Here is a 26,607-nt window from a genome sequence, read left to right as displayed (position 1 = left end):
AGATAAAGGGCCTTGATAAATTTTATTTAGAAAATAAAAAAGCACCCTTGATTTGAAAATCAAGGGTGCTTAAGCACGGTACCACCTAAATTACTGCAATAATTATCACTAAAAGACGATAAAATACACAGTCACTTCACGTACGGCATACTGCGATACGCTAACACGTTAATGGGTGTACCCAATAATAGCTACTAACATTCACCATATAGCTCAAAGTTACTTTCAGCTTACCATCACGGTCCCTTTTCAGCAACAGGACTCTCTAAAACGTTACTTGCAAACTTACTTATCTTTTCATCGCTTTATCAATATTAAAGATATTTTAATCAATGACTTATTTCCTGTCAACTAAATTTTTAGTGAAATGATTAAGTCAATACCTAATGCTTTTATTTTAGCTTCTGTAAACAAATAAAACTAATGCTTTATTGCTTTCAATGGCTGTATATTTTGATGTGCAATTATTTTTCAGTAATCAAATTTTTACCTGTGTTAAAAACAAAATTAATTTCATTCCACAATTTTTGTACCATGTAACTGGTCTACATGCAATCTTTCAGCAATTAGACTTCTATTTTTGGCGGTAATGCCGCCACCTGGTAATATTTCTATCTTGCCGTTTGCCCAGTTAATAATTTCTTTTAAATGAGAAACAGTTTTTAAAATAGGAGTTGATAAATCACCACCATGTGTCAAAATTCTCTTGATACCTTTACTCACTAACCAGTTTAGTTCTTCTTCTTGCTCAGTTAAAGGTATTGCGTCATAAGCCATGTGCATGACAACATCAATATTTAAAGATCTGGCTAGTGAAATAAGACGCTCCATTTTTGCTTTATCCAAATGATTTTGAGCGGTTAAACAGCCAAAGGCAACTCCTTGAGCACCTAATTTAGCTGCTATTTCTAAATCACTGGCCATAATTTCTATTTCACTTTCACTGTAACAAAAATTTCCACCCCTTGGCCTAATCATCACAATAACAGGTATTTGAAAATTAGAGGCATAAGTAACTGCTTTTTCGATTACCCCATAAGAAGGCGTGGTGCCACCTAATGCTAAATTATTATTTAGTTCAATTCTGTCAGCACCTTTATTAATTACATAAGGAACTTTAGCAAAATTTTCTACACATGCTTCTTTTAACATTTAACTTCACTTTCTTCTTAGCAATGATTACTTTACAGGAGCATTAATTTTCTTTTGATAGTCATCTAACCAGGTTTGAGAAATTGGTTCAATTTTGGTTTTATTGTGAAGGTTGGGATTTGCCATTAATATCTGAGGTTTTCGCTTTTTATCAGCAATACAAAAAGGAAACTCAACATTGGTCGCTACGCCCCACTCGCCTTTTTTATTCAAAGCAATGAGGGAAATTTCCCCTACCTGACTATAACGCTTTTTTAAATCATTGCAAAATGAGTAAACTGTAGCATCACAGGCTTCCTGGGGAGACTTTCCTTCTGCCATTTTACGGACAATTTCATATGAAAGGCAGCCTTTCATGATGTCTTCTCCTAGTCCAGTTGCAGCAACAGCTCCAATGTGACTATCTGCATAAAATCCAGATCCAGATAATGGTGAATCGCCAATTCTACCATTTTTCTTCATAAATAATCCTGAAGTTGATGTAGCAGCTGCCAGCGAACTATTTTGATCAAGAGTTAATGCTCCTACAGTATCATGACCATCATAAGGATGCAGGCCTGATTGAAGTTGCTGTTTTACTTTGTTCTGCCAGATAGTTTTGGCTCTTTCAGTCAACATATTGGTCATTTCAAAGCCATTTTGCATTGCGTATTTAGTCGCTCCTTCTCCGACTAAAAAGCTGTTAGTCTTATTTAAGCTTAGTCTTCGAGCAACTGAAACAGCATGTTTTACATTCTCAATCGCAGCTACAGAACCTTGTGCCAAGGTGTCACCGTCCATGAATGCAGCATCCATTTGGACAACACCATCTTCGTTAGGAAGTCCACCATATCCTACGGATTTATAAAGGGGATATGATTCAACTTTTTTTATCAAATTTTCAACAGCATCCCCAGCACTTGCATCGTTTTTCAACAGTTCTGCCGCTTTTACCAATCCGTCATACGACATACTCCAAGTTGATATTACAGCCCAATTATTCATTTAAACCGCCTTTTTTAATTCAATATAGTTTTAATAATACTAAACTAAAGCAGCAAAAAACAAGCGCCTAAAACAATTTTAAAGTAGAATATAACCTGTTCTAGTGAAAATTGTTGGTGATAAACTATTTTTTTATAACAAATTACTTTAAATAACGTTACAAGATTAAGCTCAACAGAACAAAAAAATGTTTAGTAAGTGAGCATTAAAATTTTAGAAAGTTAACTTGAAATCTAATTTTTATTGCCACTTTGTTTTTATATGCAAGTTAGAAACGTCTTTTAATAAAATTTCACCGATTTTAAATTTAATACTATATTTTAGACTCAAAAATGCTTTATATTGCAACTCATTCTTGTATATTATAGTTGAATTTAATATAATTAAAAAAGATATATTTATATAGGAAGTTAAAATGAATGAAAAAGATCTCTTATATTTTTGTAAACTAGTTGAAACTGGCAATTATACTATAACTGCTAACTTTTTTGACGTAACGCAGCCTACCATCTCAATGGCCATTAAACGTTTAGCGGATAAATTCAAAGATCCTTTAATTTTGCAAAAAAATCGTAAGAGTAAGATCTCATTAACTGATGCAGGTGAGTTACTATATCGCAAAGCAAAAATTTTGTTACAGGACATTGCTAGTATTAATTATGATGTTATGCACGCCAGTGATAAAAAAATCCGTTTGGCATTTTCTGGCGAAGCCGGAAGCTTGTATATTGCCGATATTATTCAACAGTTTTATGAAGCGGGGATTGCAAATTTAATTGATTCCAAAATTGAACGTTCAGCTAATGCTTTTTCCGACTTAACAAACGGCAGAGTTGATGTAGCTATTTATTCCTGGATGGTTCCAATTAACGATCCAGAATATTATATTCATAATTTGCAGAGAACTGAATTAGTAGCTATTACTAGTAAAACTGATAAATGGCATGATGTTCATGAAGTAAGTGCAGCTGATTTACGCAACCGTAAATTTATTGCTCGTAAAAGGGGGTATCTGACCCGGGAATGTTTAGAGCAAGTGGCAAATTTAGGTGATTTCACACCCCAAATTGCTTATACTGCAACAACAATGAAGCTCCTAATTGATTTAGTAAAACGTAATGTGGGGATTGCTCTGGCAATGGAGAGCAGTCTCAAAGATGTTTCAGGTATTCATGTTATTCATTTAAAACCAGGTCAAAGGCTTTGGGCCTACATGCAAATCGCAATGAGAAAAAGTTTTATTCCCAATAAATACCAGCAAAAGGGAATCAACATTTTGCGTCATTTTAAGCCTGATGACTACCGATAGATCAAAAACTCAAATATCAAAGTGATTTAAATACGTCAATTAAAGCAAATGCAACCGATAAATTTTTAATTAGTGACCCTTTCCTACTTTTACTATGAGGAGGGTCTTTTTTATCAATCGGATCTTTAAAATATCTCAACTCGAATATTCTAATTGACTAATATAGCCTTAGTCCAAGAATTAAATTTAAATTTTTAAAAAACTTAAAGATTTATTTTTCAGTAAAATCAGACCAAATAGGAAAAACGGATTAGATACAAAAAACACCTCCAAATTTTAGAAATTTGAAGGTGTTATTAAAAGCTTATGCTTTTTTTATACAATAACTTTGAACAATAATGCAGCAATTACTCCGCCTAAAAGTGGGCCAAAGATCGGAACCCAGCTATAAGCCCAATCTGAACCACCTTTGTTGGCAATCGGCATAAATTGGTGAGCCAGTCTTGGTCCCAAGTCACGGGCTGGATTAATCGCGATTCCGGTCGGTCCTCCTAAAGACAAACAAATCGCTGTAATCAAAAATCCAGCTAACAATGGATTAAATCCTGGAGCTAATTTTGTATTAGTCAATCCCAACAAGCCAAATACCAAAACAAATGTAGCAATCGTCTCAGTAAAGAAATTCCAACCGTAATTTCTTATAGCTGGTGTCGTAGCAAACGATCCTAAAATTCCATCTTGATCAGTTGTTTCTTGCCAGTGAGGAAAATAGGTTAGCCATACTAAGATACCACCGATAAAGCCTCCAGCTGTTTGGGCCAGCATATATGGCAAAACAGAAGACCATGGCAACTTATTGGCAATTGCCATACCTAGTGACACTGCAGGATTAAAGTGACCCGGACAAAGCCAGCTAACACAAAATACACCAAATGTCACGGCAAAGCCCCAACCAAAAGAAATAACGATCCAGCCACTGCCTTTTGACTTCGACTTATTCAAATTGACACCGGCACAAACGCCATCCCCAAGCAACACCAAGATAATAGTTCCAAGGAACTCTCCCACTACTTGCATTGTTAAGCTATTATTCATTTTTAATCTCCTACTTCGATTATTGGGCTTCCTTTTGAAACCCAAAATAATGTTAAGTAGTAAATTACTCCCAGATTCAATATATTATAAAGTTCTACTTATGTAAACCCTTTCTTTAAATAAAAATATTTTTCTAAAAATCTTTTTTTGTTGTTATTTTATAATCTAAGATTTAAAAGAATTTCTGAATTTTTCGTTTAAAATCAAGTTAAGATACGTCTAGCGTTATTTTTCCAATATAAAACTGATATTTATCCTACTTCTTTAATGTTAATGGCTCAAGCTGTCCTTCAATTTCGGTTAACTTAACCCCTGCCTCAATTAAGGTGGCAGCAGTATATGCTCCTTCAATAAAGGCAACATCATATAAATGAATTTTTTTAGAAGTCATTTCTGTCGCCAATTCAAGATTCATTTTAGCACTGCCCAAATCATAAAATGCTAATATTTCATCAGCTTTATTTTCAGAAAAAGCCTGCAAAATTTTGTCCATACAGGTTCCAATATCTTCGTCGTTAGTTCCACCAGCAGTAGTGATCGACACGTCTTTTGCGACCTGTTCCAAGAGCGCAGACAAACCGGTAATGATCTCTTGAACATGAGAGACTAAAGTAATACCTAAACTCATAAGATACCTTCTGTTTCAAGTAACGCTTTAAAAAGGTATCCACTAGATTGTGAGCCGGGATCCACATGGCCTTTTGATCTTTCGCCTAAATAAGAGGCACGACCTTTCTTAGCAACTAAATCTTTGGTCGCCGCTACAGCTGAATCAATTTTTTCTTGAGTTAATGTATTAGTTTTAACCTCTGACACTAATACAGTCCATACATCAACCATGGTTTTATCTCCGGGCTCAGCACCGCCACGCTTTTTAATACCTGTTAACGCAGCATCAAGTAAATCTCCTATATCTGAACTTGTGCTGCTCTTCTTTGCCATTTCTAAGAAGGCAGTTCCATAAAGTGGACCTGAAGCACCACCAACTGTAGAAATGAGAGTCATAGCGATTTGCTTAAAAGCATCAGTAATCGTTTTAGGCTCGGTACTCAATTTTTGACTAACCGCAGTCATACCACGGCTCATATTAAAGCCATGGTCACCATCACCAATCGCAGTATCCAGATCACTTAAAAATTGCTTATTTTGCTCAATTTTGGAAGAAAAGTTATTCATCCATTCAATCACATTTTTAACTGTTAAGCTCATATTAATTTCTCCTTTACCAAGCAATTGTTTCAACTGGCTGATTAAGATACTCAAGCCACTTATCATCTGCTAATTCAAATATTGTGAGTGAAATACCAGCCATATCAAGTGAGGTCATGTAATTACCTACTTTCATGAAAGCTGGTTTGACATTGAACTCAGCTAGTTTATTTAGCAAATCATTACTAAAAATATATTGTTCCATTAATGGTGTGGCGCCCATACCATTTACCAGAACGGCATATTTCTTATCTTGATCTAAATGCATTTCATCATTTAATTTACCCACTAACTCAGTTACTAAATCTTTAGCAGGTTTAATCTGTTCACGCCGGTATCCAGGCTCTGAGTGGATACCAACTCCATATTCGATTTCATTATCTTTGAGAACAAAACCGGGTTTGCCTGTTTCAGGGTTGGTAGCAGCAGACAAAGCAACCGCAATTGTTTTAATATTAGGCAATACCTTTTTCGCTGTTGCATCAATTTCGTCTAGACTGGCACCATTTTGAGCCATTGCCCCTAAAATCTTGTGCATAAACAATGTTCCTGCTACTCCCCGTCTTCCTTGTGTAAATGTACTATTTTCAACGGCAATATCATCATCTACCACAATTGACTTGACCTTAATGTCGTCCATATCAGCCATATCTTTTGCCATATCAAAATTCATCACATCGCCTGAATAATTTTTAATAACTAAAAAAACTCCCTGACCTTGATTAACAGCTTTAATGGCCTCATATATTTGATCTGGAGTTGGGGAAGTAAATACTTGTCCGCAAACAGCTGCACTTAGTATTCCCTTGCCCACAAAGCCAGCGTGAGTAGGTTCATGTCCTGAACCTCCCCCACTTACAATCCCGACTTTGCCCGCCATAGAATCTTTATCTGCTCTCATAACAGCTTCAGTATCCTTAACCCTGACAATATATTGGGGATATGATCTGACCATTCCTTCAACCATTTCTGGTACAACATTTGCTGGATCATTAATAATCTTTTTCATGATACTTGCTCCTTAAGTAAAAAAATGTAACGCTTACATAATTTATTATATCAAGTAAGATAGCCATAAACCATTCTGGCTTTAATAAATTTAATTTTTGTCAAAAAAACTGCAGCCACATTATTTAAAATTTGGACTACAGCTTTTAATATTAAGTCTTCAAAGCAGTTATTTTCTAATAACTTTATATCTATTTGATCTGTCATCATTTGGCTGCTCTGCAGCATGGCCACAGGCTACAATGACACTGGTCTCAAAATTCTCAGGAACTTCCAATTTCTTTTCTAAATCTTCAGCAGAATTAAGCACACTAGCTGCGTTCATTAGATAAACCGAACCCAAATTGAGTTCTGCTGCCTCTACCATCAAATTTTCTGCTGCAACTGAAGCGTCTCTTTCACCAAATTCATTACCTTTTTTAACATTAATAATAAACAATAAAGGTGCATTGTAACAGGCATTGTCTGTCACTTGTTCTACTTCAGATAATAAGTTCTCATCTTCCACCACTGTCATCTGCATTACATCAGCTTGGTGCATACCACAAGGAGAAGCTTGAAACGCTGCAATTAATGTTTTTATGTCTTCTTCAGAGACTTTTTCAGCCGTATATTTCCTAATAGCTACTCTTTTTAAAACTGCATCAGTCATTTTTTAGTACCTCTTACTATCAATTCTCTGACTACCACTATTATAAAGCAATTTTTACTTAGTTTAATGAACTAAATCAGACCATCTTAGAAATTGAGTTTTAGAAATTCCAGCAAATTTTTGTCCGTTAATTTTCTTCAGGTAATAGACGGGAATCTTTACTCCTTTTTTAACAAACGCATATTTATTTCCTTTGACCACTAGTCTACCCTTTTTGTCGTAAACTTTGGCGTTTGTCTTAACTTTATAAACTTTAATTTTAAGGATCTTAACATTTCCTGGTTTAATATATTGTTTTTTCTTACCTTTAGTACTTATTTGTAAAAAGCTGCGTCTTTTAGCAGTATTAAGGCCAGAAACATATACAATTGTTCCTTTTTTCAGTTTTTTATTTTTTATCTTTTTGCCTTTATTATCATAAATATATGCTGGCTTTTTTAATATGACGCTTTTTTGCAAATACTTTAAAACTTTACTTAAATTATTAGTATTTTTGAAGGAACTACCAGCTGCAGATGTATCGTTTGAGCTAGTTTGCTCCTTATTACTGTCACTTTGATTTGCAGTATTTGTTTCTTTAGTTGTAGAAGGATTTTGTCCTTGAATTGACGAAGTTGCAGCTACGACTGGTTTACTGACGGATAGTCCTAATACTAAAGCAGTAATTCCAGTTAAACTTAGCAATAATTTTTTCTTCATGTTAACACCTCTTTGTTAAAACTTTATTTATATACATTCTACTACTTTGAATAAATAATTTCTTTTGCAAAATCTAAGAGAAGTAATATTGTTATGAGGTTTTCACACTAAGTTATTTTTACAACTTATATTATGAGGTATCTTAACATGTTTTGCTTTATACTAATAAATAGTGAAAATAAACAAGAAACTGGTAAAGGAAGACTTTATGAATAATCCTCTAAAAGAACCGATCGAAATATTGGTTACTATTGATCAAAACTACATCAAGCCACTTGAAGTGATGATGTATTCCCTCAGACTGAACAATATGACTGAGGAGTTCCACGTATGGTTAATTTATGACAATATTGATCAACATGCTCTAAATAAACTTAAAAAGTTTGGCACAAAAATCAGAATTAAAGTATCAACCTTAACTATGAATAAAAAGATCAAATTCCCGAATTCATTGTTAAATTTGCATGATTACCCCAAGGAAATGTACTTTAGACTACTTTCAAGCAGAATTTTACCTTCAGACTTACATAGAATTATTTACCTCGATCCAGACATATTAGTTATAAACTCAGTAGTGCCATTATGGCAATTAGATCTTAAAGGTAAAATGTTTGCTGCCTCGGTTCACGAGGGTCTAACAGATATTATGAGTTCAATCAATAATATCAGACTTGGGACCTCAACTGGATACTTTAACTCTGGAATAATGCTAATGGATTTGGACCAAATGAGAAAAAAGATCAAAATTGAAGATATTACTCAGGCAATTGAACAACATCATGATACTTTGATTTTGCCTGATCAAGATATTCTAAACTACTTATATGGCGAGGAGATACTCAAAATTCCTGAAACACGTTGGAACTATGATGCAAGAGCTTTTTCAGTTTACTTGACCAGAAGTACTGGTGAAATTAACACAGAATGGGTCATGAAAAATACTTCAATTCTACATTTTTGTGGTAAACCCAAGCCTTGGCAAAAAGAAAAACATTCTCGCTTCAAGCCTCTCTATTTGAACTATCTGCAAATGGTCAACCGCTTGTTAGAACAGCAAAAATTAAGTTAACATTTAGCTTTTTACTATTGAAGGTAGCATTATCTGTGCTAAAATAATAAAAGTTGCCGGATATCAAGCGACACAATGCTTTAGGTGGATTAGTATAGAAAAAATACGAACTATTTAACAGCATTGAATATGTATAATTTTTATAGAAAAGAGAAGAATTATGGCTTCAATTAACAAATCTGAACTTACAAAAGAGGTTGCAGCAAAAGCAGAACTTAAGCAAAACGTGGCTGAAAAAGTCATCGATGCTTTAATCGGATCAATCAAGGATAACTTGGCTAAAGGTGAAAAAGTACAAATTATAGGTTTTGGTTCTTTTGAAGTACGTAATCGTGCAGCTAGAAAAGGTAGAAACCCACAAACTGGCGAAACTTTAACCATTCCTGCAACTAAGGTTCCTGCGTTTAAACCTGGTAAAGCTTTGAAAGACGCAGTTAAATAGTTCTATAGTTAAGTACGAAAAAAACAACGAGTTCGCCTCGTTGTTTTTATTTTTTTATTTATTAGCGACTTTGATGATTTAATTGCTTAGCGAAAAAGTCACCGATCACTTGAACGATAAATATCAAAATGATAACTAGTACCGTTGCAACGAGTGTTACATCGTTGTTAAAGCGATTATATCCATATGAAATTGCTGTATTACCCAAGCCACCTGCACCAATGGCTCCAGCCATTGCTGTCAAACCAATTAAACTAATAATTGTAACGGTAGAAACACGAGCAAGTTCTGATCTCGCTTCATTTAAATAAACACTAAAAATAATATCCCAAATCGTAGCGCCCAAGCTCTGTGCTGCTTCAATTTTACCATGATCAACGCTTTCTAAAGCCACTTGAACTTGACGGGCATAAAAAGGAAAAACGCCCAATGTTAATGGAACCAGAGCCGCTTTTATACCAATCTGAGTTCCGACAATTTTTTGAGTAACGGGTGCTATAAATGCTAGTAAGATTATAAACGGAATAGCACGAAAAATTGAGACAATTTTATCGCAAACATTGAACCAGAATTTATTAGGCCTAATTCCATCACTTTTGGTCAGAACTAAAATTACACCGAATATTAAACCTAAAATTCCCCCAAATATTCCAGACCAAAAAGTCATATATAATGTTTGAAAAATGCTGGTTCCCCAACCAGTATCACCTAGCCAGCCCAGTTGCACAACATTGGGAAAAACTCTGCTAAACCAACTACTCATAAAGATCCCCCTTTTCGTTCAAACGAGTAACAGCGACTTTTTCTTTTTTTAAATAATCTACTGTTTCTTGCTGTTTAGTCTTATCACCTTTAACTTGAACAAGCAGAGTTCCGATTGGCTCATCATCAAGCAGTTCTACGTTACCATATAGCATACTAGCTTCAACCCCAACTTTACGGTATAAATCAATAATGATAGTTTTAGTAACGTTAGCCATACTATAAACAAGTTGATAAATAGCTTCATTATCGTCATCTAATTTGTTGATTTTAAGAGACCTCAGAGTATTAATAACTTCCAACGAACCACCAACAAAACTCTTAGTCAAATCTTTTTTCGGATGCAAGACTACTTCGCGGAGATTGCCATTTTCGATCACCTGACCAGATTGCATCAACGCAACTTTATTACAGATTTTTTTGACTGCAGCCATTTCATGAGTGATCAGTACGATAGTTAGGTTGAGATCTTTTTGTAGCTTCTTTAATAAAGTTAAAATTTGCAATGTATTTTGAGGGTCAAGCGCACTCGTAGCTTCATCAGAAATCAAAATATCTGGTTCATTTGCTAAAGCCCTGGCAATCGCAACTCTTTGTTGCTGACCTCCTGAAAGTTGAGCTGGGTAAAAGTTAGCTTTATCTTTTAAATCTACCAGGTCTAACAATTTTAATGACTTTTCTTTAATTTCTTTTTCTTTTAATCCGGAATGCTTCAGGGCAAAAGACACGTTGTCAACTACGCTAATTTCATTTAATAGGTTGAAATTTTGAAAAATCATGCCGATTTTTCTGCGAGCTAGTTGTAAATCCTTATTAGCAATTACTTGTTTACCATCTTTGACAAAGTCAGTACCATTAACCTTAATATTGCCTGCAGTTGGTTTTTGTAAAAGATTGACTGTTCTAACCAGTGTAGACTTACCTGCACCGGAAAAGCCTACAATGCCATAGATATCACCCTTTTCAACTGTTAAGCTAACATTATGAACAGCCTGAACAATTTTGCCTTCTTTACTAGGGAAATCCACACTAACGTGATCTAAATCAATAATACCCATTTACAATCTTCTCCGATCATTAAAACTTAACGTCCCAAGCAGGTTTACTCATATCACCATAAAACTTTTTGTCTAGACGCTTAGTTTCAGCTGTTTGATATGCCTTTACAACTGCCTGGTAATCCTTATTCTTTTCCTGGCCTTTCTTTGCACAAATGATGTTTACCCATTGCAGAGAATCCTTGTTAACAGGTTCAACAAAAATTGTCTGTTTCTTACCTAGACCAGCAGGACCTGCAAAGTCATTATTAACAACAGCGGCATCAACTGAATTAATTACTCGACCACATTGATCGGCACTAACTTCTTTAACTTTAATATTTTTAGAAGTTTTAATTACGTCAGCAGCGGAAACTAAAATTTTTCCTTTACGTAACTTAATCAGACCAGCATTTTTGAGAACAAAGAGTGCACGAGATTCATTACTTGCATCATTTGGCACAGCTATAGTTGCTCCATTAGGAATTTCACTCAATTTGTGGTACTTCTTAGAATATAGTCTAATAGGGTTAATTTCAGTTCGACCAATTGCAACTACACCACCGTGATTTGCTTTGTTCCACGCTTTCAAAAATGCATAGTGTTGAAATGAATTAAGGTCGATATCGCCACTTTTAACTGCCTTGTTAGGCTGATTATAATCAGTAAAGTTTTTTATCTTGATTGTTACTCCATATTTTTCTTTAGCTAATTTTGCAGCTTTGTTCCAAATAATTTGTTTTGGTTTTGTTTCACTAACTATACCTACAGTAACTACGTGATTACTCTTTTGGTCACCACTTTTTTTACCAAAACTAAACCAGCCGACAGCAACAATTATAATTGCTGCAATCACTCCAATAATTATATTGCGACTCTTTTTTGTCATCAGAAAAACCTCCCAATTTTTCAATAAAAAAGCACTCTTCCTCAAATAAGGACGAGTGCTTCGCGTTACCACCTTTAATTTGTCTATTACTCACGTAATAAACCTCAACAGCTATCTAACAATAGCTTGCAATTATAACGGATGCAATTCCGCCACTAGCTAAATATCACCAGCAGTCATCATTTCAAGCCCATGTTCACTAAATTTTGCTAACTGACTCTCACCAAACGTCAGCTCTCTTTATTAGCAAGATTTTAGCTACTCTGCTTTTCAAGATGTATTAATTATTTAATTGTTTATTAATTTAACATTGAAAAAATATTCTGTCAACCAAAAAATAAATTATTTTTGGTCGTTTGGTAGGATTTTATTATTGCGAAAAAATCTTGTCCAACAACAAAAGTGACAACGGCCATGCCAATTACTTGCCACCAATAATTGTGATTAAAATTTTCTGCGAGAAAAAAACTGCTAATCAAGGTCATAATGCAGATTATAAAAACAATCGTTGAAGTAATAACTTGTTTCATGTTATTTCTCCTTTCTCATAAATGTCTGAAATTCATATGAATACAGATTAAGATTATCAGGCTGATGAAATTCTTTTTTTACTAAAATGAAGTCATCATAATTAATTTTTGTCATTGTGACATCAGCTTTAAAGGTTGCTATTATTTCAGTTTTTTCTAAACAATCTACCTGATTTTTTAAAGCGTTAAAAACCGAATTACCACCTATCACACAGAGATTTTGCTGTTTATGCTTGTTGATCCAGTCTTGTAATTCTTTGACTGATTTAATAATTGAAACCTGTTTATTATTACGATATTTATTTTTTAACGTCAAACTGGTCGTCAAAACTATGTGTTTGCGCCCGGGCAAAAGATGAGGCAAGCTCATGAAAGTTTTACGACTCATGATAATTGGATGACCATAAGTGATTTTTTTAAAGTGGTGTAGATCTGCAGGCAGTTTCCAAGGTAAATGTCCATCTATACCAATTTGGTGTTTTTGATCTTCTGCCCAAACAAAAATGATCATTAATTCGCCTCTCTCTTTATTATAGCGCTCTAGTTAGCGGATTTCTTAGCATCTGCTTAACTTTACCAATTATTTGGAATTAAATTATACCTATTTTTATGTGATTTTTACTTATTTTGTTGCTATAGTAATTTAAGTATTTGAATAATTCGTTGGAGGAAAATATGGCTGAAAAAAATCAACTAACTGAAGAAAAATATCATAAAATGAAAGAAACAGAAGCAAATCTTGTACGAGATTTGCAAGAAGTTGTTAAAGATCCCACGCAAGAAAAAGATTTAAGTACTGCTATTTTTAAAAATCACCAGAAATGGCTGCAGATTATCATGCCAAATTATTCTACCAAAATTCACCTGGCTATTGTTAATGCCTATGATAATGATACACGCTATCAATCCTATTATGATGATAAAGCCGGTAAAGGTGCAACCAAAATCTTAAGTAAAACTGTGAAAAACCACTTGGAAAAATAAAAGAAGTCTTGTGCAAACAAAACTTCTTTTTTGTTAATGAAACCAGTGAACATGCTTATCAGTAAAAGCAAGTAAATCATTAGTTAAATACAAAATATACGTTAAAAATAATGTAAGATTAGCGTCACCTTGAAAGGCAGTAACTCCCCATAAAATAATTGATAAAATTCCTTGAACAGTCCAAAAGTAATACTGTTCGCGAAAATGCAACATGCAAAGAAGCGAACCGGTAATCCCTATTGCACCCGCGGTTGCATCAATTACAGGACGTGGACTAATAAATATTTTGGTGTCCAGCAGATAAAGTAAAGCTAAAACTATAGTAAAAAAGCTAATTGTCATAAGCCATTTTTTCAGCGTTAAACCATGAATATGTTTTTCCGTATCTTTAGACCATGACGGCAACATTAAGACTGGCAGATCCAATAACAGAATATAAATAGTTTGCAAGATCACGTTAGCATAATTTTTTGCATAGACTGAAATTATAATATAAATTGCAGCAGAAACTAAACCCAAGATGCCGTTAATTTGCCTAGCGTTAGTGATAGCAAGTGTACACGTAAAGCCCAGAATAGCAGCAATCATCGTTAACAAAGAAATTTGACTGATGGGCGATGCCACAGTAGCACCAATGATAATGCCTATTCCCAACATTAATAATAAATAGGTTTTAAAGCTCCAACCCCGCATTTGCTTAATATACCATCTTAATTTAAAGATTTCAGCACCTGGCTGAACTTTCATTCGACCTTCCTACCTTCTGCTTAAATTTAACAATAAAAAATATGTTTTCCATCTTATCATAACTTTTAAGCAATTTTAAGAGATTTGACTAGAAGGCCTGGCAAATGATTATAGCCGTAATAATTGGTATTTTGGGGTTTTGTTACTTCTGCGTCATTTTTGCTATTGACCATTTTAAGAGAAAGGGCGAGACTACAGTGGTCATAATGATTGCTCCGATTACAGTAGAATAAGCCGCAGGCGCAAGTAAATAGTTGGTTAAGCCCATTTGCGCAACCACAAGAGCCATTTCACCACGCGAAACCATCCCGGTTCCAACTAATAAAGAACTAGAATTATTGAAACCAGCTAGTTTTGCTCCTAACCCCGCACCCACCAATTTTGAAAAAACACTGCCAATTACCAAGACGAAAAATAAAATAAAGTCCTTTAGAATGCCTTTAATACTCATGTCCAATCCAATACTAGCAAAAAAGATGGGAATAAAACTGCTGTAGCCAATTACCCTAAAATTCTTTTTGAGAGTTTTTTGCGCTGAAGTACGATTCAATGCCAGTCCGGCAAAAAAGGCTCCAATCACGTTACTAAGACCTACCTTCTCAACTCCCCAAGAAGCCAATACTACAATAATCATTGCCACTAATGTCTCTGGGACCGGCAGTGTCAGACGCTGACTTAACATGATCAACCGGGGTAAAATATAAACACTAACGAAAACTAAGAAGATGAGAAATGCTGCTTGGATCAGCAGGCTTATAATTAAATCAGTGCCTTTATTTAAGCCGGGTTCAGATACACCCGTCAGTCCACTAACAATGCTCAATAGTAGTATTGAGAGCAGATCATCTGCTACTGCAGCGCCCAGAATTGTCATGCCCTCTTTTCCTTCTAAGCGCCCCATTTCCTGCAGAACCGCAACTGAAATCGAAACGGAGGTGGCTGAAAACGTTAAGCCTAAAAATAAACTTTCCGCTTGTGAAAATGTGAAAAGAATGCCCGTCATGTATGCAATGATGATTGGTACGATCATACCGAATCCTGCTACCAAGACACTGGGACGTAGTAACTTTTTTAAAGTTTTCAGATCACTGTCAAGACCAGCTAAAAACATTAAAAGAATTACCCCAATATCGGAAAATACCTTTATGATTCCTGTGGGTTGCACAAGATTAAGAACTGCAGGACCAACTATTATTCCAGCCAGCAATTCACCAACAACTGCCGGTAATTTTAATCTGGCACTAAATTGTCCTCCAATTAACGTGGCTAATAAAATAACGCTCAGCATACCTAAAAATCTCATTTGCATTCCCGCTTTCTCCAGCAAAAAAGGCCTTCAAATATTGCCTTGGCAACCCAAACCAAAGAACAATTCTTGAAAGCCTTAAACTCCAACCAAAATATTTATAATATTAATATTCTACCATTTTTAACTTAAATTTTCTAAATTAAGTGTAGGACTGTTAAAGAAATTACTCCTACAATTACCATCACTAGCAAAGACTTACTAATTATTGCCGCTATCTCTGGTGGTAATGAAGCAATTAAAAACAAAAGTTTACCTTGGGTAATCGTACTAGTTGAGCTATGAATAAATTGCCAAACCACATAGTTGACATGATGGCTCATTTACTTTTATGAGACTTGGTGAAATCAATTCCGCGGTCTTTAAAAACTTGTTTTGCAACATTAATCGCATTCAGGACTTTAGGAAATCCGACATACGGAATTGTTTGAATAAAGGTTTCAATTATCTCTTCTGGTGTTAAACCGACGTTAATGGCGCCATTAATATGAACATTCAATTGGGGTTCAGTGTCACCCTGCGTCAGCAAAGTTGTGATGGTTATCATTTCTCTTTGCTTCAAATCTAAAACTTTCCGGTCATAGATGTCACCGAAAGCAAATTCAATAATGTAGCGCCCCACATCTTCTGATAAGCCAGCAAGTGAGTCAATACCTGACTGGCCTCCTTCCCTGTCCACTTTCTCTAAATTTTCCAGACCCTTTTGATAGCGTTCATCGTTTGTCATGGTTTTCTCCTTTTCATTCTGTTTTTTTAATATTTAACAAGTTTCAGAATAATTGCTGGAGTATAGTCCATGTCAACTACTTTTCAAAAAATTGTGAAGTAATAAAATATGACGATATACTATTTACTGCAATCAAAATTATTTCTGAAAGGAAATTCGATGAAGTATTCAATTGGTCAATTTTCAGAACTTAGTGGTTTTCCAATTGACACATTACGCTATTATGAAAGGCAAAAATTACTTTTCCCAAAGCGAGATGAGAACAATCGCCGGGTTTATAGCGAAAAAGATGTAGCTTGGATCAGTTTTATCTCATGCTTAAAAAAGACAGGCATGAGCATTAGAGAAATGCAGGCAGTACTGTGCGATTACGTTTACTGGTTCAACCATATCAGAAGATCAAACAAACTAAAATACACGACTCCGATTAAATATCGGAATCGTGCGTTAGGTCTTGCTTAATAATAAAATGTCTAACTTTTTAGTTGCACTTCATTTTCGGGGATCATATCGTCCTATAATCTGTTTTTAAATTAAACGCAGAACCGCTAGGGAAATCATTCCCAATATCACAATGACTAATAGAGACTTACTAATGACTGCGGCTACAAAGGTTGGCAGGGATGCTAGAACATACTGCCAATTAAATTCAGGCAAATGACCTGGCCTAGCTATAATTAAATTACTGAACCAGAGTGCGGCCATAATTACTATGGGAACAAAAGAGAAAAATTCGACCAACTTTGGCGGCAATGAGAATTTTTTTAATAAAACAAATGGTATCACTCTTGAAAGTAAAGTGGTCACTCCACATAAAACAATCGTTATTAAAATATATTTAGAAGAAGACATGTTTGAGCACCATTCCTAAACTGCAGCCGATCAAAGTAACAACTATTACTACTAAATTAGCGGGCAAAACAATGGTCAATAAGTAGGTCAACGCAAAAGATATTAATACAACAATTATTTGTAATACCTTATTAAGATTTTTGTCACCCAGCACTTGTAAATAAAGTAGACCGATAAACATTGCTACAATGGCAAAATCCAGACCTAACTTTTTAGGATCTGTTATAAAACCGCCTAATATTGCACCGAGAAGTGTTCCAGCTTGCCAAGTTAAATAAGAAATAATATTGACAGTATTAAACCAGGTAAAGTTTAACTTACCATTTGTGTAATTTATTTTATTCATACCGAGAGCAAAACTCTCATCAGTGAGAAAAGTTCCTATCAGGATATTTCTTTTTAAATTTTCTTGTTTTAAGTAGCCTGCGACGGTTGTGCTCATTAGGATTACTCGTGAATTAACTAAAAAAGCCGCTAATACAATTGATACTATAGGACTACCCGCAACTAGCATATTGAGAGTTGTAAGCTGAACCGAACCAGCGTAAATAATAAGAGACATTAAAGATACTTCGATTATAGAAAAGCCACTTGCTTTACCAATAATTCCGAAAGCTATACTGATGCCAATGTAGCCAAATATAGTAGGAAGTGCTTCTTTAAATGCTGATTTTTTAGTTAGGTAACCATCCATTGTTGCACCCTTTTCTGTAAGCTGTCTAAATAAAATGTTAAATAAGTTAATTTTAAATTAATTTGTAGCTTAACATTTATTATTATTTTTTACAACATTATCTTTTTCATTGCACGATAACTAAAAAACTGCAGAATACTGACTATTAACCAGTTTTATTAATAAACAACAAGTTGAAAAAAATTTTAGATAAGGTATAATGTTATTCGTTACGGAGAGTTGGCAGAGTGGTAATGCACCGGACTCGAAATCCGGCGAACCAAGTTTTTCCTTGGCGCGCAGGTTCAAATCCTGTACTCTCCTTTTATTTTGCTCTGTAATTGCTGCTATTACAGGCTTTTATGCGGAAGAAGTATTCCAAAGGTGTCCAAGTTCTAATTTAAAAAAATAAAGTCTTTTTTCAAATCCTTCTGAAAAAGAGCAAATGAATAGAATCAAGCTTTATAACCAAATCTGCTTTCGGTATTAAAAAAAAAGCCAGCGAAAGAAATTACTTTTACTGGCTTCTCTTTGTATCAGCGTCACAACTGTTAAAATTATCCAAACTTAGTCTTATAATTAAAAGACTCTGACTTTATGTAAATATTTGTATTGCAATCCTAGGCCAAATATTGCAACCAATGCTCCTAACAAGTTTGCTGCTAACCAATTGATTGAATTGCCCGTGAACAGACACACTGCAACCCATGGTGCAATGGCTATCAGATAGCCGCGGGCAGCCGTCATTAATAAAGTACCCCACTTAAATTCTTTACTTATATTATTTGTAACAACTTTATTGTGTAAAAATCTTTGAAATTGAACTGTACCCAATATTATTAAAATAGTAATTAAAACAAATTGCCAGGCTTCAAATATAACTAAGATGAATTCTTTATATGAAAAATAATTTGCCAAAAGTGCAAAACCACATGCAATATCAAAGAAAAAGCCGTGGCTGACATAACCCTTTTTGCAACTATTAACACTAAAGTGAATAACATTTTTGCAGGTCTTTCTTAGTGATTCCTTTTGCCTGTCAATGACTTGATGATTAGTCAGGTAATGATACCGACAAGTTATTCCAATCAAAGCCGTAAATAAGCCAACTAGCAAAGAAATAAAGAGGTTAAATCTTCCCTTAGTATGCATACTAAGAGCTAGTAATGGTGCGTTCCCTATTACAAAAGACCTCACTCCGGTTGATATCAAACTAGTATTTACGAAAAACGATGTCATTTTTTGGGAATTAACCTTGTGTCGCAAGAAGTTTTGGTAACGAATTACGCTAATGATTGCAACAATAGCTAACAATACAAATAGCCAGTCAAACCAAATAACAGAAAATAAAATTGTAAAAAGATAAAGGTTGCCATAAACAACGAGATCACCAATATGATTTGTAGAATTATCAGCTAAAGCAAAGTTATGTTCATGGTGAGCAATATCACGTATAGCTTTACCCACAGTCTCTTGCTTAGAAGTGTGATTATTATTCATTTTTTCCTCCTAAATTACGCTCTAACTTGATAATAATTTTAAGTTGGTTTTAATTAAAGTCAAGCTTTCTTTTAAAATAATTACCTTACTAAAACTGGTTTTGATAAAAACTCAGATTCTGAATTTCCTTTAAATTACAAATATTAAGTTTTACTCAAGAGTAGATTTTAATTTTTATCCTTTGCCTTGTTGCTGTTAAAATACAAACGAATATAAGTTATAGGTAGGGATGTGTTTTGAATATTAATTTTTGGCTAGCAACGTTATCTGCTCTAATACTAATACTACTTATCTTTAATGTCAGAAATTCACGGCGTTTTAATCTATTCGATCACTGGCTGCATCACAAACTGATTAGAAGACGTGATGGCATTGGTTGGCAAATAATTGCATTTATTAACGACCCAAAACTGCTGATTGTGTTGGATGTATTTCTGGCAAGTTTTTTAATTAGCAACAATGAAAATTTACTTGCGTTCTGGGCCTTATTTACATTAGGCTTTACCGATTTAATTGGGATTTTTTTGAAAAAGTGGATGCGCAGAAAACGTCCAATTCTGCACTCAGATTTAGAAGATGGCTATAGTTTCCCTAGTGGTCATGTTTTAGGAAGTACTGTCATGGCTTTAATTATCTGGCATCTTTTTGCGGGACAACTAGGAAACAGGCTGCTTTGGATTTTGCTGATAATTTGGCTAATGGTGGTCATTTCCCGTATTAGCCTTAAAGCCCATTTCCCCTCAGACATTATCGGAGCAACATCGCTTGCAGTTTTCTGTTTTAGCATTTCTCAACAATTATTACTAATGATCATTTAAAAAACAGCCCTGAACTAAAAAGTTAGAGCTATTTTTTGATACGTTAAATTATTTCGATATTACACAAAATTTAATTTTAAAAAAATGGCACACTTTCTTCTATTGAAAAATCACAAATCATCAAAGCCTATCATTAAGCTTCCCTCTTCGGCATAAAAGGTACACAGTCCTCTCATTGAACGAATTACTATTTCTGCTTGGGGGTAACTTGCTAAAATTTTTTCTTTTAACGTTTGGGCATCTTTTTCATTTTTACAATGATCTATGATCAAACGGCCTCCTTGGTATTTCATTTCAGCCATTAATTTCAGAATTTCTTTAAAAGCACGCTTTATCCCTCTAACTTTTGATAATGGCTCTAATTTACCCTCATCACTGGCGGTGCCAACCACATCAATATTTAAAACTTTTGCTACTTTGGCAACAGCCATGTTTATTCGACCATTTAGGGCCAAATTATGGAGCGACTTTAATACAACAAGTAAATGTGTATGCGTCTTGTAATCTGAAATTTTTTGCTCTAAGTCTACAAAACGGGTCTTACTATTAACTAACCTTTCAATTTCTCGCAAAATAACAGAAATTTCTGGTCCGGCCGTTCTGGAATCAACTACAAGCACATGACTTCCAGGATGATCTTTTTCATAAATTTGTTTTGCCTGAAATGCAGATGAAAAGCTTCCGCTTAAACCGCTAGTAATCGTCATAATGATCGCTAAATCTGATCCCTTTAAAGCATTTAGCCATTGATTGATACTAGGACATGATGTCTTACCTTCTTCGGTATTTTTTTCCATACTAGCAATAAAACTATCAATGTCAAGATTTTCGTCATCAACAAAATCTTTTCCAGCAATGATCATTGTTAGGGGTACGACAGTTAAATCATCATTCATTCTATCGTTTGAACCAGAGTCGATTATTAACTTTACTTTATCCATATCTTATATCCTTATAGAAATAAACTATCCTTTTTAAAAAATATATAGCTAAATAATAAATCAAACCTGCAAAAAAAACGACAAAAATATTTTTAATATTTTTTAACATTAGAAATCGTTTACAAATGTTTACATAATCACAAACTTAGGCTAAAATTTGTGATGTAGATATGGAGCTTGTGCTCCACTAATGTATGTACTTACACAAAATAGTACAGCATTTATTATTTAGGAGGTTTTTAGATGTTAAAATCAGTCATTGAAAATGTTCATGCACTGGAAATCTATGATTCACGTGGTAACCCAACTGTAGAAGCTTTTGTTACTCTTTCAAACGGTGTCGTAGGTAAGGCTGAAGTTCCATCAGGTGCTTCAACTGGTGAAAACGAAGCAGTTGAATTACGTGATGGCGGCGACCGTGTTGGTGGTAAAGGTGTTTCTAAAGCAGTTAACAATGTTAATACTAAGATTGCTGAAGCTTTAAAGGGATTAGACCCACACGACCAAGCTAATATCGACCGTGTTATGATCGAATTAGATGGTACACCAAACAAGGCTGAACTTGGTGCTAATGCCATTTTAGGTGTGTCAATGGCTACTGCTGATGCAGCTGCTAAAGACAGTCACCAACCTTTGTACAGATACCTTGGCGGTACTGACCTTGAAATGCCACAAACTTTCCACAACGTTATTAACGGTGGTGAGCACGCAGACAACGGTATTGATGTACAAGAATTCATGATTACCCCAGTTAAGAAGACTTCATTCCGTGATGGTTTTGAAAAGATTGTTAACACTTACCACACTTTGAAGAAAGTTCTTGAAGACATGGGTTACGAAACTGGCCTCGGTGACGAAGGTGGTTTCGCTCCTAACATGAAGAACTCTGAAGAAGCTTTACAAGCTTTACACGACGCTATCGTTAAGGCTGGTTACAAGCCTGGTGAAGACATTGCCATAGCTTGTGACTGTGCTGCTTCTTACTTCTACAACAAAGAAGACGGCAAGTACCACTTCGAAGGTAAAGTATTTAACGATGAAGAGTTAGCTCAATACTACGACAAGTTACTTGACGAATTCCCAGAGTTAATCTCAATTGAAGATCCATACGATGAAAATGATGTTAACGGCATGATTAAATTTACTCAAAGCCACAAAGACAGAATTCAAATTGTTTTGGATGACTTCATTTGTACTAACCCTAAGCTTTTGACTAAAGCTATTAAGGAAGGTGCCGGTAACGCTTCATTGATTAAGTTAAACCAAATTGGTACTGTTACTGAAACTTTGGAAACTATTCGTCTTTCACGTAAGAATGGTTACAACACCATGATTTCTCACCGTTCTGGTGAAACTGGTGATACATTTATCGCTGACTTTGCCGTTGCCGTTAACGGTGGTCAATTGAAGACTGGTGCTCCAGCTCGTTCAGAGCGTGTTGAAAAGTACAACCGTTTACTTGAAATCGAAGAAGAACTTGGCGAAGGCGAGCGTTTAGCTACCTTCCCAGACAGCGTTGATAAAGATTAATTTATCAATTTAAAAAAGTCTGCAATCATTGCAGACTTTTTTTGTGCCTTTTTTAGCTAATAACAAAGTGATTACTCATTATCTTGTTTAATTGCCTTTAGGTAAGTGGTTTTGGAAATATAATCAATCTTTCTGACATACTGACCTTTGTGGTCAATCCTTATATATTGCCTACCTGGTTCATAACCGCCCACTCTCTTGATTTTATATGGTAATTTTTTACCAGTCTCTGGATTTATTGCTTGAACATTTAGATATTCTTGGGTATTACCCGGAACTTTCGCATAACTTATAGCTTCGTAAATTGAGGGATCTGCTCTATCAGTCCATGAATTATGGTTTAAAGGAATTTGGTTAGTGATGATTAAAAAACAAACATATAGTGGTACTAACATTTTTTCAAACATGGTATTTCCTTTCTGCCTGCCTAAACCCATACTCTTCGTTCAATATTTGAATATAAACAAGTTTATTTACTGCTGCACTAAAATCGATAGAATTTCTATTTATTTACAACTTTTAAAAATTCTTTTTTAGAAACGTATTGAATTTTCTTAACATACTGGCCTCTATAATCAATTATTATATCTTCCTAACCTGGTTATTTTATAGGGATGCTTAACTTCCAGTTTGAATCGTATGCTTGCACGTTATAATATTGTTGAACATTTTGCGGTCTTTGAGCATAACTTTGAGCATAACTTTTGGTTTCCGGAAGCGCAGGGTTAAAGTAATCCAAAATTTCATTATGAATAAAAAAGGAAAACAAAAGAAAGCTGTAATTGTTAGCAATGAAACTAAAAGTATCTTTTTAAAGGACATGGGACTCACCTGATTAAATTAGGTATAACTGCATACATCCGACAGACTTTGGAATAATTATAATTGTTTAAGAGAAGTGTACTAATACGCTACTATACCTAGTGTACACTATTTTGGGATTTTTTAAAACAAAATTGGGTATAAATTTATAGCAAAAGCGGTCTTTTTATGCTACTTTAATTAAAGTATTAAAACTAAGGAAGTAAAATTATGTCGGAAAAAATCACTGGTTTAACTCAGGCCCAAGCAGATAAACTTTTGCAAAAAAATGGCTTAAATGAGGTACCGGAACCCCAGTTCAATTTTTTTAAAGAGTTTTTATCCAAGTTGTGGAATTTATCAGCCTGGATTCTCGAAGCTGCCCTACTTTTGGAATGTGTTTTGGGCAAATGGATACAATCTCTATTCGTTCTTTTAATGCTTCTTTTCGCTGCTTGGAACGGAGCTTCCAAGAAAAAGCAGTCAAGACGCGTTTTAAATAATATCTCGCACAAATTGACTCCTACTATTTCTGTTCAAAGGGATGGTCAATGGCAAAATACTGACTCTAAATATTTAGTCCCAGGAGATTTAATCAGTATGCAAGCTGGAGATGTTTTGGCGGCAGATGTAAAACTGATGGATGGTCAAGTTTCTACCGATGAAAGCTCAATCACGGGTGAAGCCAGAACCGTTCGGAAAGATCCGCAAGATACAGCCTATGCCGGTACCACCGTTACGGAAGGCAATGGCCTTGCTGTTGTTACAGCTACCGGAGCCAATTCTCGGTCCGGTAAAACAATTAATTTAATTAATAATTCCGCTGCTCCGGGACATCTGCAACAATTACTTACTAAAATTATTTATTATTTGTGTATTCTTGATGGGATTTTAACTTTAATAATTATTGTTGCTTCCTTCTTCAAGGGAGGGGATATCAATAACCTGATTAATATGTTGCCGTTTTTGGCAATGATGTTTATAGCTTCAATTCCTGTTGCCATGCCCTCTACGTTTGCACTTTCTAATTCATTTGAAGCTACTCGTCTTAGTAAAGAAGGAGTATTAACTTCAGATTTAACTGGAATTCAAGATGCCGCAAATCTTAATCTAATTTTGCTGGATAAAACGGGAACCATTACCGAAAATAAAACAGCGGTTGGTCAATGGACAAATTTCAGCTCATTTAGTGATAATGAGGCTCTAGAATTAGCTTCGGCTGCTACAGATCAAAGAAATAAAAAGTTAATAGACACTGCGATTGCTGAATACATAAAAAAGCAGGGCCTAACTGTCAAATCAGGTTCGGACTTTACTCCTTTTACATCTAGTACTGGCTATTCAATGGCAAATTGCAACGGTCATAATATTAAACTTGGCTCTTTTAAACAACTATCATTAATTGATAGAAATGCGAACGAAAAAGCTAAGGAAGTTGATTTTAGTGCCGGTCGTTCAGTCGCTTTATTAATTGATGATAGATTAGCCGGTGTTTTCATCTTGCAAGATATGGTGAGATCTGATTCTAAAGAAGCCTTAGGTGAACTCAAAAAACGTGGCGTGAAGCCGATTATGTTAACTGGCGATAACCAAAAAACGGCTGTTGCAGTTGCTAAACAGGTTGACCTGCAAGGTGAAGTAATTTCTATTCATGATTTTACTGATCAAACTGATACCAGTAAACTGGCTGGAATTGCAGATGTTTTACCAGAAGATAAATTGCGCATGGTTAAATTCTTTCAAAAGCAGGGCTATATTGTGGGGATGACGGGTGACGGTGTTAATGACTCGCCCGCCTTAAAACAAGCAGAGGTTGGAATTGCCGTTTCGAATGCGGCAGATGTCGCAAAAAGATCAGGCAAAATGGTTCTTTTAAATGATGGCTTATCTTCGATAGTAAAAATACTTGATGCTGGACACAGAGTTTATCAAAGAATGACGACTTGGTCCTTAACCAAACTGGCCAGAACTGCACAACTAACCATGCTCTTGACCTTTGGTTATTTATTCTTCAATTATATTCCGATGGCACTAAACGCCATGGTTATTTATACTATTATGAATAATATGGTGACGATGATGATCGGTACTGACAGAACTCATATCACCTATAAACCTGAAAATTGGAACATGGCTAAATTGGCTAAAATTGCTTTTTCATTAGCTTTCGGCTGGACCGTAATTGGAATAGCAGGTATTGCTTATCTCAATACTCATGGCTGGAGCCACGGTACAATATCAACAATGGTTTATGTTTATTTAGTTCTCAGTGCAATGTTCATCGTCCTAATCACCAGGACTAAAAAGTTTTTCTGGCAGGATTATCCTTCTAAAGCTGTTGGCTTAACCCAACTAGCTGATGTCTTATTAACCGTAATATTAGCTTTACTGGGTATTGCTATGACGAAAATTAGCTGGATGAATTTACTACTCACTTTTGTTGTTGCCCTAGTGGCTGCCATAGTGATTGATCTCTTTTACCAACCAATTATGAAGAATCGCTAATTAAATAAAAGCAAATAAAAACCTGGTGATGGAAAAAACTCCATTATCAGGTTTTTATTTTTAGAATAGATTGCTATTGTGATATTTGATAACAATTTTTTCTTTTACTTAATTAGTTCATAAACGAATGAGGTTTCGTTAGGACGGTAAGCGCCATGCAAATAACCTACTTTAGAAAAACCCATCTTTGCAATCAAATGTTGCATGGCTTTATTGTCTTCGTGAGTATCAATTCTGATTGAGTCAATATCGTCCCTGTTGTTTTTGATATCATTGATAACAGCCTGTAACAGCTCGGTAGCATAGCCTTTACCAGAATGCTGAGAATGAATTGCCACGCGGTGAATAACCACATATTTATTAGTATCAGACAACCATTTGCCATCCAAATGATCATAAACATGGTCTGGTCCGTCCACTATGGCAATAGCACCAACTGTTTCCTG

At 34.9% G+C, this 26,607-nt stretch carries 30 protein-coding genes, 1 tRNA gene and 2 other annotated features; of the genes, 9 read left to right on the top strand and 22 right to left on the bottom strand.

Annotated features, from left to right (window positions below):
* Positions 1–58 precede the first annotated feature (58 nt).
* Positions 59–310: a binding site (T-box leader), on the bottom strand.
* Between the two features lie 203 nt (positions 311–513).
* Entirely contained in the window at positions 514–1,152 is a 639-nt protein-coding gene (locus tag Q0K80_RS02520; RefSeq protein ID WP_294602662.1) for a copper homeostasis protein CutC, read from the bottom strand.
* Positions 1,153–1,179: 27 nt separating this feature from the next.
* Entirely contained in the window at positions 1,180–2,136 is a 957-nt protein-coding gene (locus Q0K80_RS02515) for a N(4)-(beta-N-acetylglucosaminyl)-L-asparaginase (RefSeq protein ID WP_294602660.1), read from the bottom strand.
* A 415-nt stretch (positions 2,137–2,551) separates the two neighbouring features.
* On the opposite strand from Q0K80_RS02515, the gene Q0K80_RS02510 reads away from it, so the two are divergent.
* Positions 2,552–3,445 (top strand): LysR family transcriptional regulator, encoded by an 894-nt coding sequence (locus tag Q0K80_RS02510; RefSeq protein ID WP_294602657.1) that lies wholly within the window; start codon positions 2,552–2,554, stop codon positions 3,443–3,445.
* Positions 3,446–3,760: 315 nt separating this feature from the next.
* Here the strand turns inward: Q0K80_RS02510 and Q0K80_RS02505 are convergent, their stop codons facing one another.
* From Q0K80_RS02505 to Q0K80_RS02480, 6 genes are all read right to left on the bottom strand, one after another.
* Positions 3,761–4,480, bottom strand: coding sequence for an MIP/aquaporin family protein (locus Q0K80_RS02505; protein ID WP_046324915.1), 720 nt, complete (start codon positions 4,478–4,480; stop codon positions 3,761–3,763).
* A gap of 256 nt (positions 4,481–4,736) precedes the next feature.
* Entirely contained in the window at positions 4,737–5,108 is a 372-nt protein-coding gene (gene dhaM / locus Q0K80_RS02500; protein WP_294602650.1) for a dihydroxyacetone kinase phosphoryl donor subunit DhaM, read from the bottom strand.
* Positions 5,105–5,689 (bottom strand): dihydroxyacetone kinase subunit DhaL, encoded by a 585-nt coding sequence (dhaL, locus tag Q0K80_RS02495; protein ID WP_294602648.1) that lies wholly within the window; start codon positions 5,687–5,689, stop codon positions 5,105–5,107. The genes dhaM and dhaL overlap by 4 nt, the downstream gene beginning before the upstream one ends.
* 13 nt (positions 5,690–5,702) lie before the next feature.
* Complete coding sequence (gene dhaK, locus Q0K80_RS02490; protein ID WP_294602644.1) at positions 5,703–6,698, bottom strand: dihydroxyacetone kinase subunit DhaK; 996 nt, start codon at positions 6,696–6,698, stop codon at positions 5,703–5,705.
* A 168-nt stretch (positions 6,699–6,866) separates the two neighbouring features.
* Positions 6,867–7,349: a nitroreductase family protein gene (locus Q0K80_RS02485; protein ID WP_294602643.1), complete on the bottom strand. Its 483-nt coding sequence runs from the start codon at positions 7,347–7,349 to the stop codon at positions 6,867–6,869.
* A 63-nt stretch (positions 7,350–7,412) separates the two neighbouring features.
* The gene (locus Q0K80_RS02480) at positions 7,413–8,048 is read right to left on the bottom strand and encodes an SLAP domain-containing protein (RefSeq protein ID WP_294602641.1); all 636 of its coding nucleotides are present in this window, start codon (positions 8,046–8,048) and stop codon (positions 7,413–7,415) included.
* 208 nt (positions 8,049–8,256) lie between these two features.
* Between Q0K80_RS02480 and Q0K80_RS02475 the strand changes: the two genes are divergently transcribed.
* The gene (locus Q0K80_RS02475; protein WP_294602639.1) at positions 8,257–9,117 is read left to right on the top strand and encodes a glycosyltransferase family 8 protein; all 861 of its coding nucleotides are present in this window, start codon (positions 8,257–8,259) and stop codon (positions 9,115–9,117) included.
* A gap of 160 nt (positions 9,118–9,277) precedes the next feature.
* Positions 9,278–9,559, top strand: a complete 282-nt coding sequence (locus Q0K80_RS02470; protein WP_122026131.1) for an HU family DNA-binding protein — start codon at positions 9,278–9,280, stop codon at positions 9,557–9,559.
* Positions 9,560–9,620: 61 nt separating this feature from the next.
* Here Q0K80_RS02470 and Q0K80_RS02465 read toward each other — a convergent pair whose 3' ends face one another.
* The 5 genes from Q0K80_RS02465 to Q0K80_RS02445 form a co-directional block, all read right to left on the bottom strand.
* The gene (locus Q0K80_RS02465; RefSeq protein ID WP_294602637.1) at positions 9,621–10,322 is read right to left on the bottom strand and encodes a methionine ABC transporter permease; all 702 of its coding nucleotides are present in this window, start codon (positions 10,320–10,322) and stop codon (positions 9,621–9,623) included.
* Positions 10,315–11,379 (bottom strand): methionine ABC transporter ATP-binding protein, encoded by a 1,065-nt coding sequence (locus Q0K80_RS02460; protein WP_294602636.1) that lies wholly within the window; start codon positions 11,377–11,379, stop codon positions 10,315–10,317. The genes Q0K80_RS02465 and Q0K80_RS02460 overlap by 8 nt, the downstream gene beginning before the upstream one ends.
* Before the next feature lie 19 nt (positions 11,380–11,398).
* Positions 11,399–12,250, bottom strand: a complete 852-nt coding sequence (locus Q0K80_RS02455) for a MetQ/NlpA family ABC transporter substrate-binding protein (protein WP_294602725.1) — start codon at positions 12,248–12,250, stop codon at positions 11,399–11,401.
* A 41-nt stretch (positions 12,251–12,291) separates the two neighbouring features.
* Positions 12,292–12,530, bottom strand: a binding site (T-box leader).
* A 43-nt stretch (positions 12,531–12,573) separates the two neighbouring features.
* Positions 12,574–12,777, bottom strand: a complete 204-nt coding sequence (locus tag Q0K80_RS02450; RefSeq protein ID WP_294602635.1) for a hypothetical protein — start codon at positions 12,775–12,777, stop codon at positions 12,574–12,576.
* Position 12,778: 1 nt separating this feature from the next.
* Positions 12,779–13,288: a dihydrofolate reductase gene (locus Q0K80_RS02445; RefSeq protein ID WP_294602633.1), complete on the bottom strand. Its 510-nt coding sequence runs from the start codon at positions 13,286–13,288 to the stop codon at positions 12,779–12,781.
* Positions 13,289–13,428: 140 nt separating this feature from the next.
* On the opposite strand from Q0K80_RS02445, the gene Q0K80_RS02440 reads away from it, so the two are divergent.
* Entirely contained in the window at positions 13,429–13,761 is a 333-nt protein-coding gene (locus tag Q0K80_RS02440; protein WP_365934862.1) for a TipAS antibiotic-recognition domain-containing protein, read from the top strand.
* A 33-nt stretch (positions 13,762–13,794) separates the two neighbouring features.
* Here the strand turns inward: Q0K80_RS02440 and pnuC are convergent, their stop codons facing one another.
* From pnuC to Q0K80_RS02425, 3 genes are all read right to left on the bottom strand, one after another.
* Entirely contained in the window at positions 13,795–14,508 is a 714-nt protein-coding gene (pnuC, locus tag Q0K80_RS02435; protein WP_294602630.1) for a nicotinamide riboside transporter PnuC, read from the bottom strand.
* Between the two features lie 142 nt (positions 14,509–14,650).
* On the bottom strand, positions 14,651–15,817 hold the full coding sequence (locus Q0K80_RS02430; RefSeq protein WP_294602628.1) for a cation:proton antiporter: 1,167 nt from the start codon (positions 15,815–15,817) through the stop codon (positions 14,651–14,653).
* A gap of 316 nt (positions 15,818–16,133) precedes the next feature.
* The gene (locus Q0K80_RS02425; protein WP_294602626.1) at positions 16,134–16,541 is read right to left on the bottom strand and encodes a carboxymuconolactone decarboxylase family protein; all 408 of its coding nucleotides are present in this window, start codon (positions 16,539–16,541) and stop codon (positions 16,134–16,136) included.
* A gap of 108 nt (positions 16,542–16,649) precedes the next feature.
* On the opposite strand from Q0K80_RS02425, the gene Q0K80_RS02420 reads away from it, so the two are divergent.
* On the top strand, positions 16,650–17,003 hold the full coding sequence (locus tag Q0K80_RS02420; protein ID WP_365934858.1) for a MerR family transcriptional regulator: 354 nt from the start codon (positions 16,650–16,652) through the stop codon (positions 17,001–17,003).
* A 66-nt stretch (positions 17,004–17,069) separates the two neighbouring features.
* Here Q0K80_RS02420 and Q0K80_RS02415 read toward each other — a convergent pair whose 3' ends face one another.
* Together Q0K80_RS02415 and Q0K80_RS02410 are read right to left on the bottom strand one after the other, a co-directional pair.
* Positions 17,070–17,393, bottom strand: a complete 324-nt coding sequence (locus Q0K80_RS02415; RefSeq protein ID WP_294602624.1) for an AzlD domain-containing protein — start codon at positions 17,391–17,393, stop codon at positions 17,070–17,072.
* Positions 17,380–18,087 carry an AzlC family ABC transporter permease gene (locus Q0K80_RS02410; RefSeq protein WP_294602623.1) on the bottom strand — a complete coding sequence of 236 codons (708 nt, stop codon included), beginning with the start codon at positions 18,085–18,087 and terminating at the stop codon, positions 17,380–17,382. Before Q0K80_RS02410 ends, Q0K80_RS02415 begins: the two co-directional genes overlap by 14 nt.
* 213 nt (positions 18,088–18,300) lie before the next feature.
* Here Q0K80_RS02410 and Q0K80_RS02405 point away from each other — a divergent pair.
* Positions 18,301–18,390 (top strand) — tRNA-Ser (locus Q0K80_RS02405).
* A gap of 255 nt (positions 18,391–18,645) precedes the next feature.
* Here the strand turns inward: Q0K80_RS02405 and Q0K80_RS02400 are convergent.
* The gene (locus Q0K80_RS02400; RefSeq protein ID WP_294602622.1) at positions 18,646–19,566 is read right to left on the bottom strand and encodes a hypothetical protein; all 921 of its coding nucleotides are present in this window, start codon (positions 19,564–19,566) and stop codon (positions 18,646–18,648) included.
* Between the two features lie 236 nt (positions 19,567–19,802).
* Between Q0K80_RS02400 and Q0K80_RS02395 the strand changes: the two genes are divergently transcribed.
* Positions 19,803–20,384: a phosphatase PAP2 family protein gene (locus Q0K80_RS02395; RefSeq protein WP_294602620.1), complete on the top strand. Its 582-nt coding sequence runs from the start codon at positions 19,803–19,805 to the stop codon at positions 20,382–20,384.
* Between the two features lie 110 nt (positions 20,385–20,494).
* Here the strand turns inward: Q0K80_RS02395 and Q0K80_RS02390 are convergent, their stop codons facing one another.
* Positions 20,495–21,325, bottom strand: coding sequence for a DegV family protein (locus Q0K80_RS02390; RefSeq protein WP_294602619.1), 831 nt, complete (start codon positions 21,323–21,325; stop codon positions 20,495–20,497).
* Positions 21,326–21,568: 243 nt separating this feature from the next.
* Between Q0K80_RS02390 and eno the strand changes: the two genes are divergently transcribed.
* On the top strand, positions 21,569–22,855 hold the full coding sequence (eno, locus tag Q0K80_RS02385; protein WP_294602616.1) for a phosphopyruvate hydratase: 1,287 nt from the start codon (positions 21,569–21,571) through the stop codon (positions 22,853–22,855).
* A gap of 71 nt (positions 22,856–22,926) precedes the next feature.
* Here eno and Q0K80_RS02380 read toward each other — a convergent pair whose 3' ends face one another.
* Positions 22,927–23,292 (bottom strand): hypothetical protein, encoded by a 366-nt coding sequence (locus Q0K80_RS02380; protein WP_294602611.1) that lies wholly within the window; start codon positions 23,290–23,292, stop codon positions 22,927–22,929.
* A gap of 595 nt (positions 23,293–23,887) precedes the next feature.
* Here Q0K80_RS02380 and Q0K80_RS02375 point away from each other — a divergent pair.
* On the top strand, positions 23,888–26,161 hold the full coding sequence (locus Q0K80_RS02375) for an HAD-IC family P-type ATPase (RefSeq protein ID WP_294602608.1): 2,274 nt from the start codon (positions 23,888–23,890) through the stop codon (positions 26,159–26,161).
* Positions 26,162–26,265: 104 nt separating this feature from the next.
* On the opposite strand, the gene Q0K80_RS02370 is transcribed toward Q0K80_RS02375, so the two are convergent.
* The coding region (locus Q0K80_RS02370; RefSeq protein WP_294602605.1) for a GNAT family N-acetyltransferase at positions 26,266–26,607 on the bottom strand (342 nt) is incomplete at its 5' end.

The sequence above is a fragment of the uncultured Lactobacillus sp. genome (assembly GCF_945290125.1).
GTDB classification, from domain to species: domain Bacteria; phylum Bacillota; class Bacilli; order Lactobacillales; family Lactobacillaceae; genus Lactobacillus; species Lactobacillus rizhaonensis.
This window is presented reverse-complemented; position numbering and strand designations above follow the sequence as displayed.

Bases quoted from the DNA above. Each gene is read 5' to 3' on its own strand.
- Q0K80_RS02520 (WP_294602662.1), bottom strand. From the start codon at position 1,152: ATGTTAAAAGAAGCATGTGTAGAAAATTTTGCTAAAGTTCCTTATGTA.
- Q0K80_RS02515 (WP_294602660.1), bottom strand. From the start codon at position 2,136: ATGAATAATTGGGCTGTAATATCAACTTGGAGTATGTCGTATGACGGA.
- Q0K80_RS02510 (WP_294602657.1), top strand. From the start codon at position 2,552: ATGAATGAAAAAGATCTCTTATATTTTTGTAAACTAGTTGAAACTGGC.
- Q0K80_RS02505 (WP_046324915.1), bottom strand. From the start codon at position 4,480: ATGAATAATAGCTTAACAATGCAAGTAGTGGGAGAGTTCCTTGGAACT.
- dhaM (WP_294602650.1), bottom strand. From the start codon at position 5,108: ATGAGTTTAGGTATTACTTTAGTCTCTCATGTTCAAGAGATCATTACC.
- dhaL (WP_294602648.1), bottom strand. From the start codon at position 5,689: ATGAGCTTAACAGTTAAAAATGTGATTGAATGGATGAATAACTTTTCT.
- dhaK (WP_294602644.1), bottom strand. From the start codon at position 6,698: ATGAAAAAGATTATTAATGATCCAGCAAATGTTGTACCAGAAATGGTT.
- Q0K80_RS02485 (WP_294602643.1), bottom strand. From the start codon at position 7,349: ATGACTGATGCAGTTTTAAAAAGAGTAGCTATTAGGAAATATACGGCT.
- Q0K80_RS02480 (WP_294602641.1), bottom strand. From the start codon at position 8,048: ATGAAGAAAAAATTATTGCTAAGTTTAACTGGAATTACTGCTTTAGTA.
- Q0K80_RS02475 (WP_294602639.1), top strand. From the start codon at position 8,257: ATGAATAATCCTCTAAAAGAACCGATCGAAATATTGGTTACTATTGAT.
- Q0K80_RS02470 (WP_122026131.1), top strand. From the start codon at position 9,278: ATGGCTTCAATTAACAAATCTGAACTTACAAAAGAGGTTGCAGCAAAA.
- Q0K80_RS02465 (WP_294602637.1), bottom strand. From the start codon at position 10,322: ATGAGTAGTTGGTTTAGCAGAGTTTTTCCCAATGTTGTGCAACTGGGC.
- Q0K80_RS02460 (WP_294602636.1), bottom strand. From the start codon at position 11,379: ATGGGTATTATTGATTTAGATCACGTTAGTGTGGATTTCCCTAGTAAA.
- Q0K80_RS02450 (WP_294602635.1), bottom strand. From the start codon at position 12,777: ATGAAACAAGTTATTACTTCAACGATTGTTTTTATAATCTGCATTATG.
- Q0K80_RS02445 (WP_294602633.1), bottom strand. From the start codon at position 13,288: ATGATCATTTTTGTTTGGGCAGAAGATCAAAAACACCAAATTGGTATA.
- pnuC (WP_294602630.1), bottom strand. From the start codon at position 14,508: ATGAAAGTTCAGCCAGGTGCTGAAATCTTTAAATTAAGATGGTATATT.
- Q0K80_RS02430 (WP_294602628.1), bottom strand. From the start codon at position 15,817: ATGCAAATGAGATTTTTAGGTATGCTGAGCGTTATTTTATTAGCCACG.
- Q0K80_RS02425 (WP_294602626.1), bottom strand. From the start codon at position 16,541: ATGACAAACGATGAACGCTATCAAAAGGGTCTGGAAAATTTAGAGAAA.
- Q0K80_RS02420 (WP_365934858.1), top strand. From the start codon at position 16,650: ATGACGATATACTATTTACTGCAATCAAAATTATTTCTGAAAGGAAAT.
- Q0K80_RS02415 (WP_294602624.1), bottom strand. From the start codon at position 17,393: ATGTCTTCTTCTAAATATATTTTAATAACGATTGTTTTATGTGGAGTG.
- Q0K80_RS02410 (WP_294602623.1), bottom strand. From the start codon at position 18,087: ATGGATGGTTACCTAACTAAAAAATCAGCATTTAAAGAAGCACTTCCT.
- Q0K80_RS02400 (WP_294602622.1), bottom strand. From the start codon at position 19,566: ATGAATAATAATCACACTTCTAAGCAAGAGACTGTGGGTAAAGCTATA.
- Q0K80_RS02390 (WP_294602619.1), bottom strand. From the start codon at position 21,325: ATGGATAAAGTAAAGTTAATAATCGACTCTGGTTCAAACGATAGAATG.
- eno (WP_294602616.1), top strand. From the start codon at position 21,569: ATGTTAAAATCAGTCATTGAAAATGTTCATGCACTGGAAATCTATGAT.
- Q0K80_RS02380 (WP_294602611.1), bottom strand. From the start codon at position 23,292: ATGGGTTTAGGCAGGCAGAAAGGAAATACCATGTTTGAAAAAATGTTA.
- Q0K80_RS02375 (WP_294602608.1), top strand. From the start codon at position 23,888: ATGTCGGAAAAAATCACTGGTTTAACTCAGGCCCAAGCAGATAAACTT.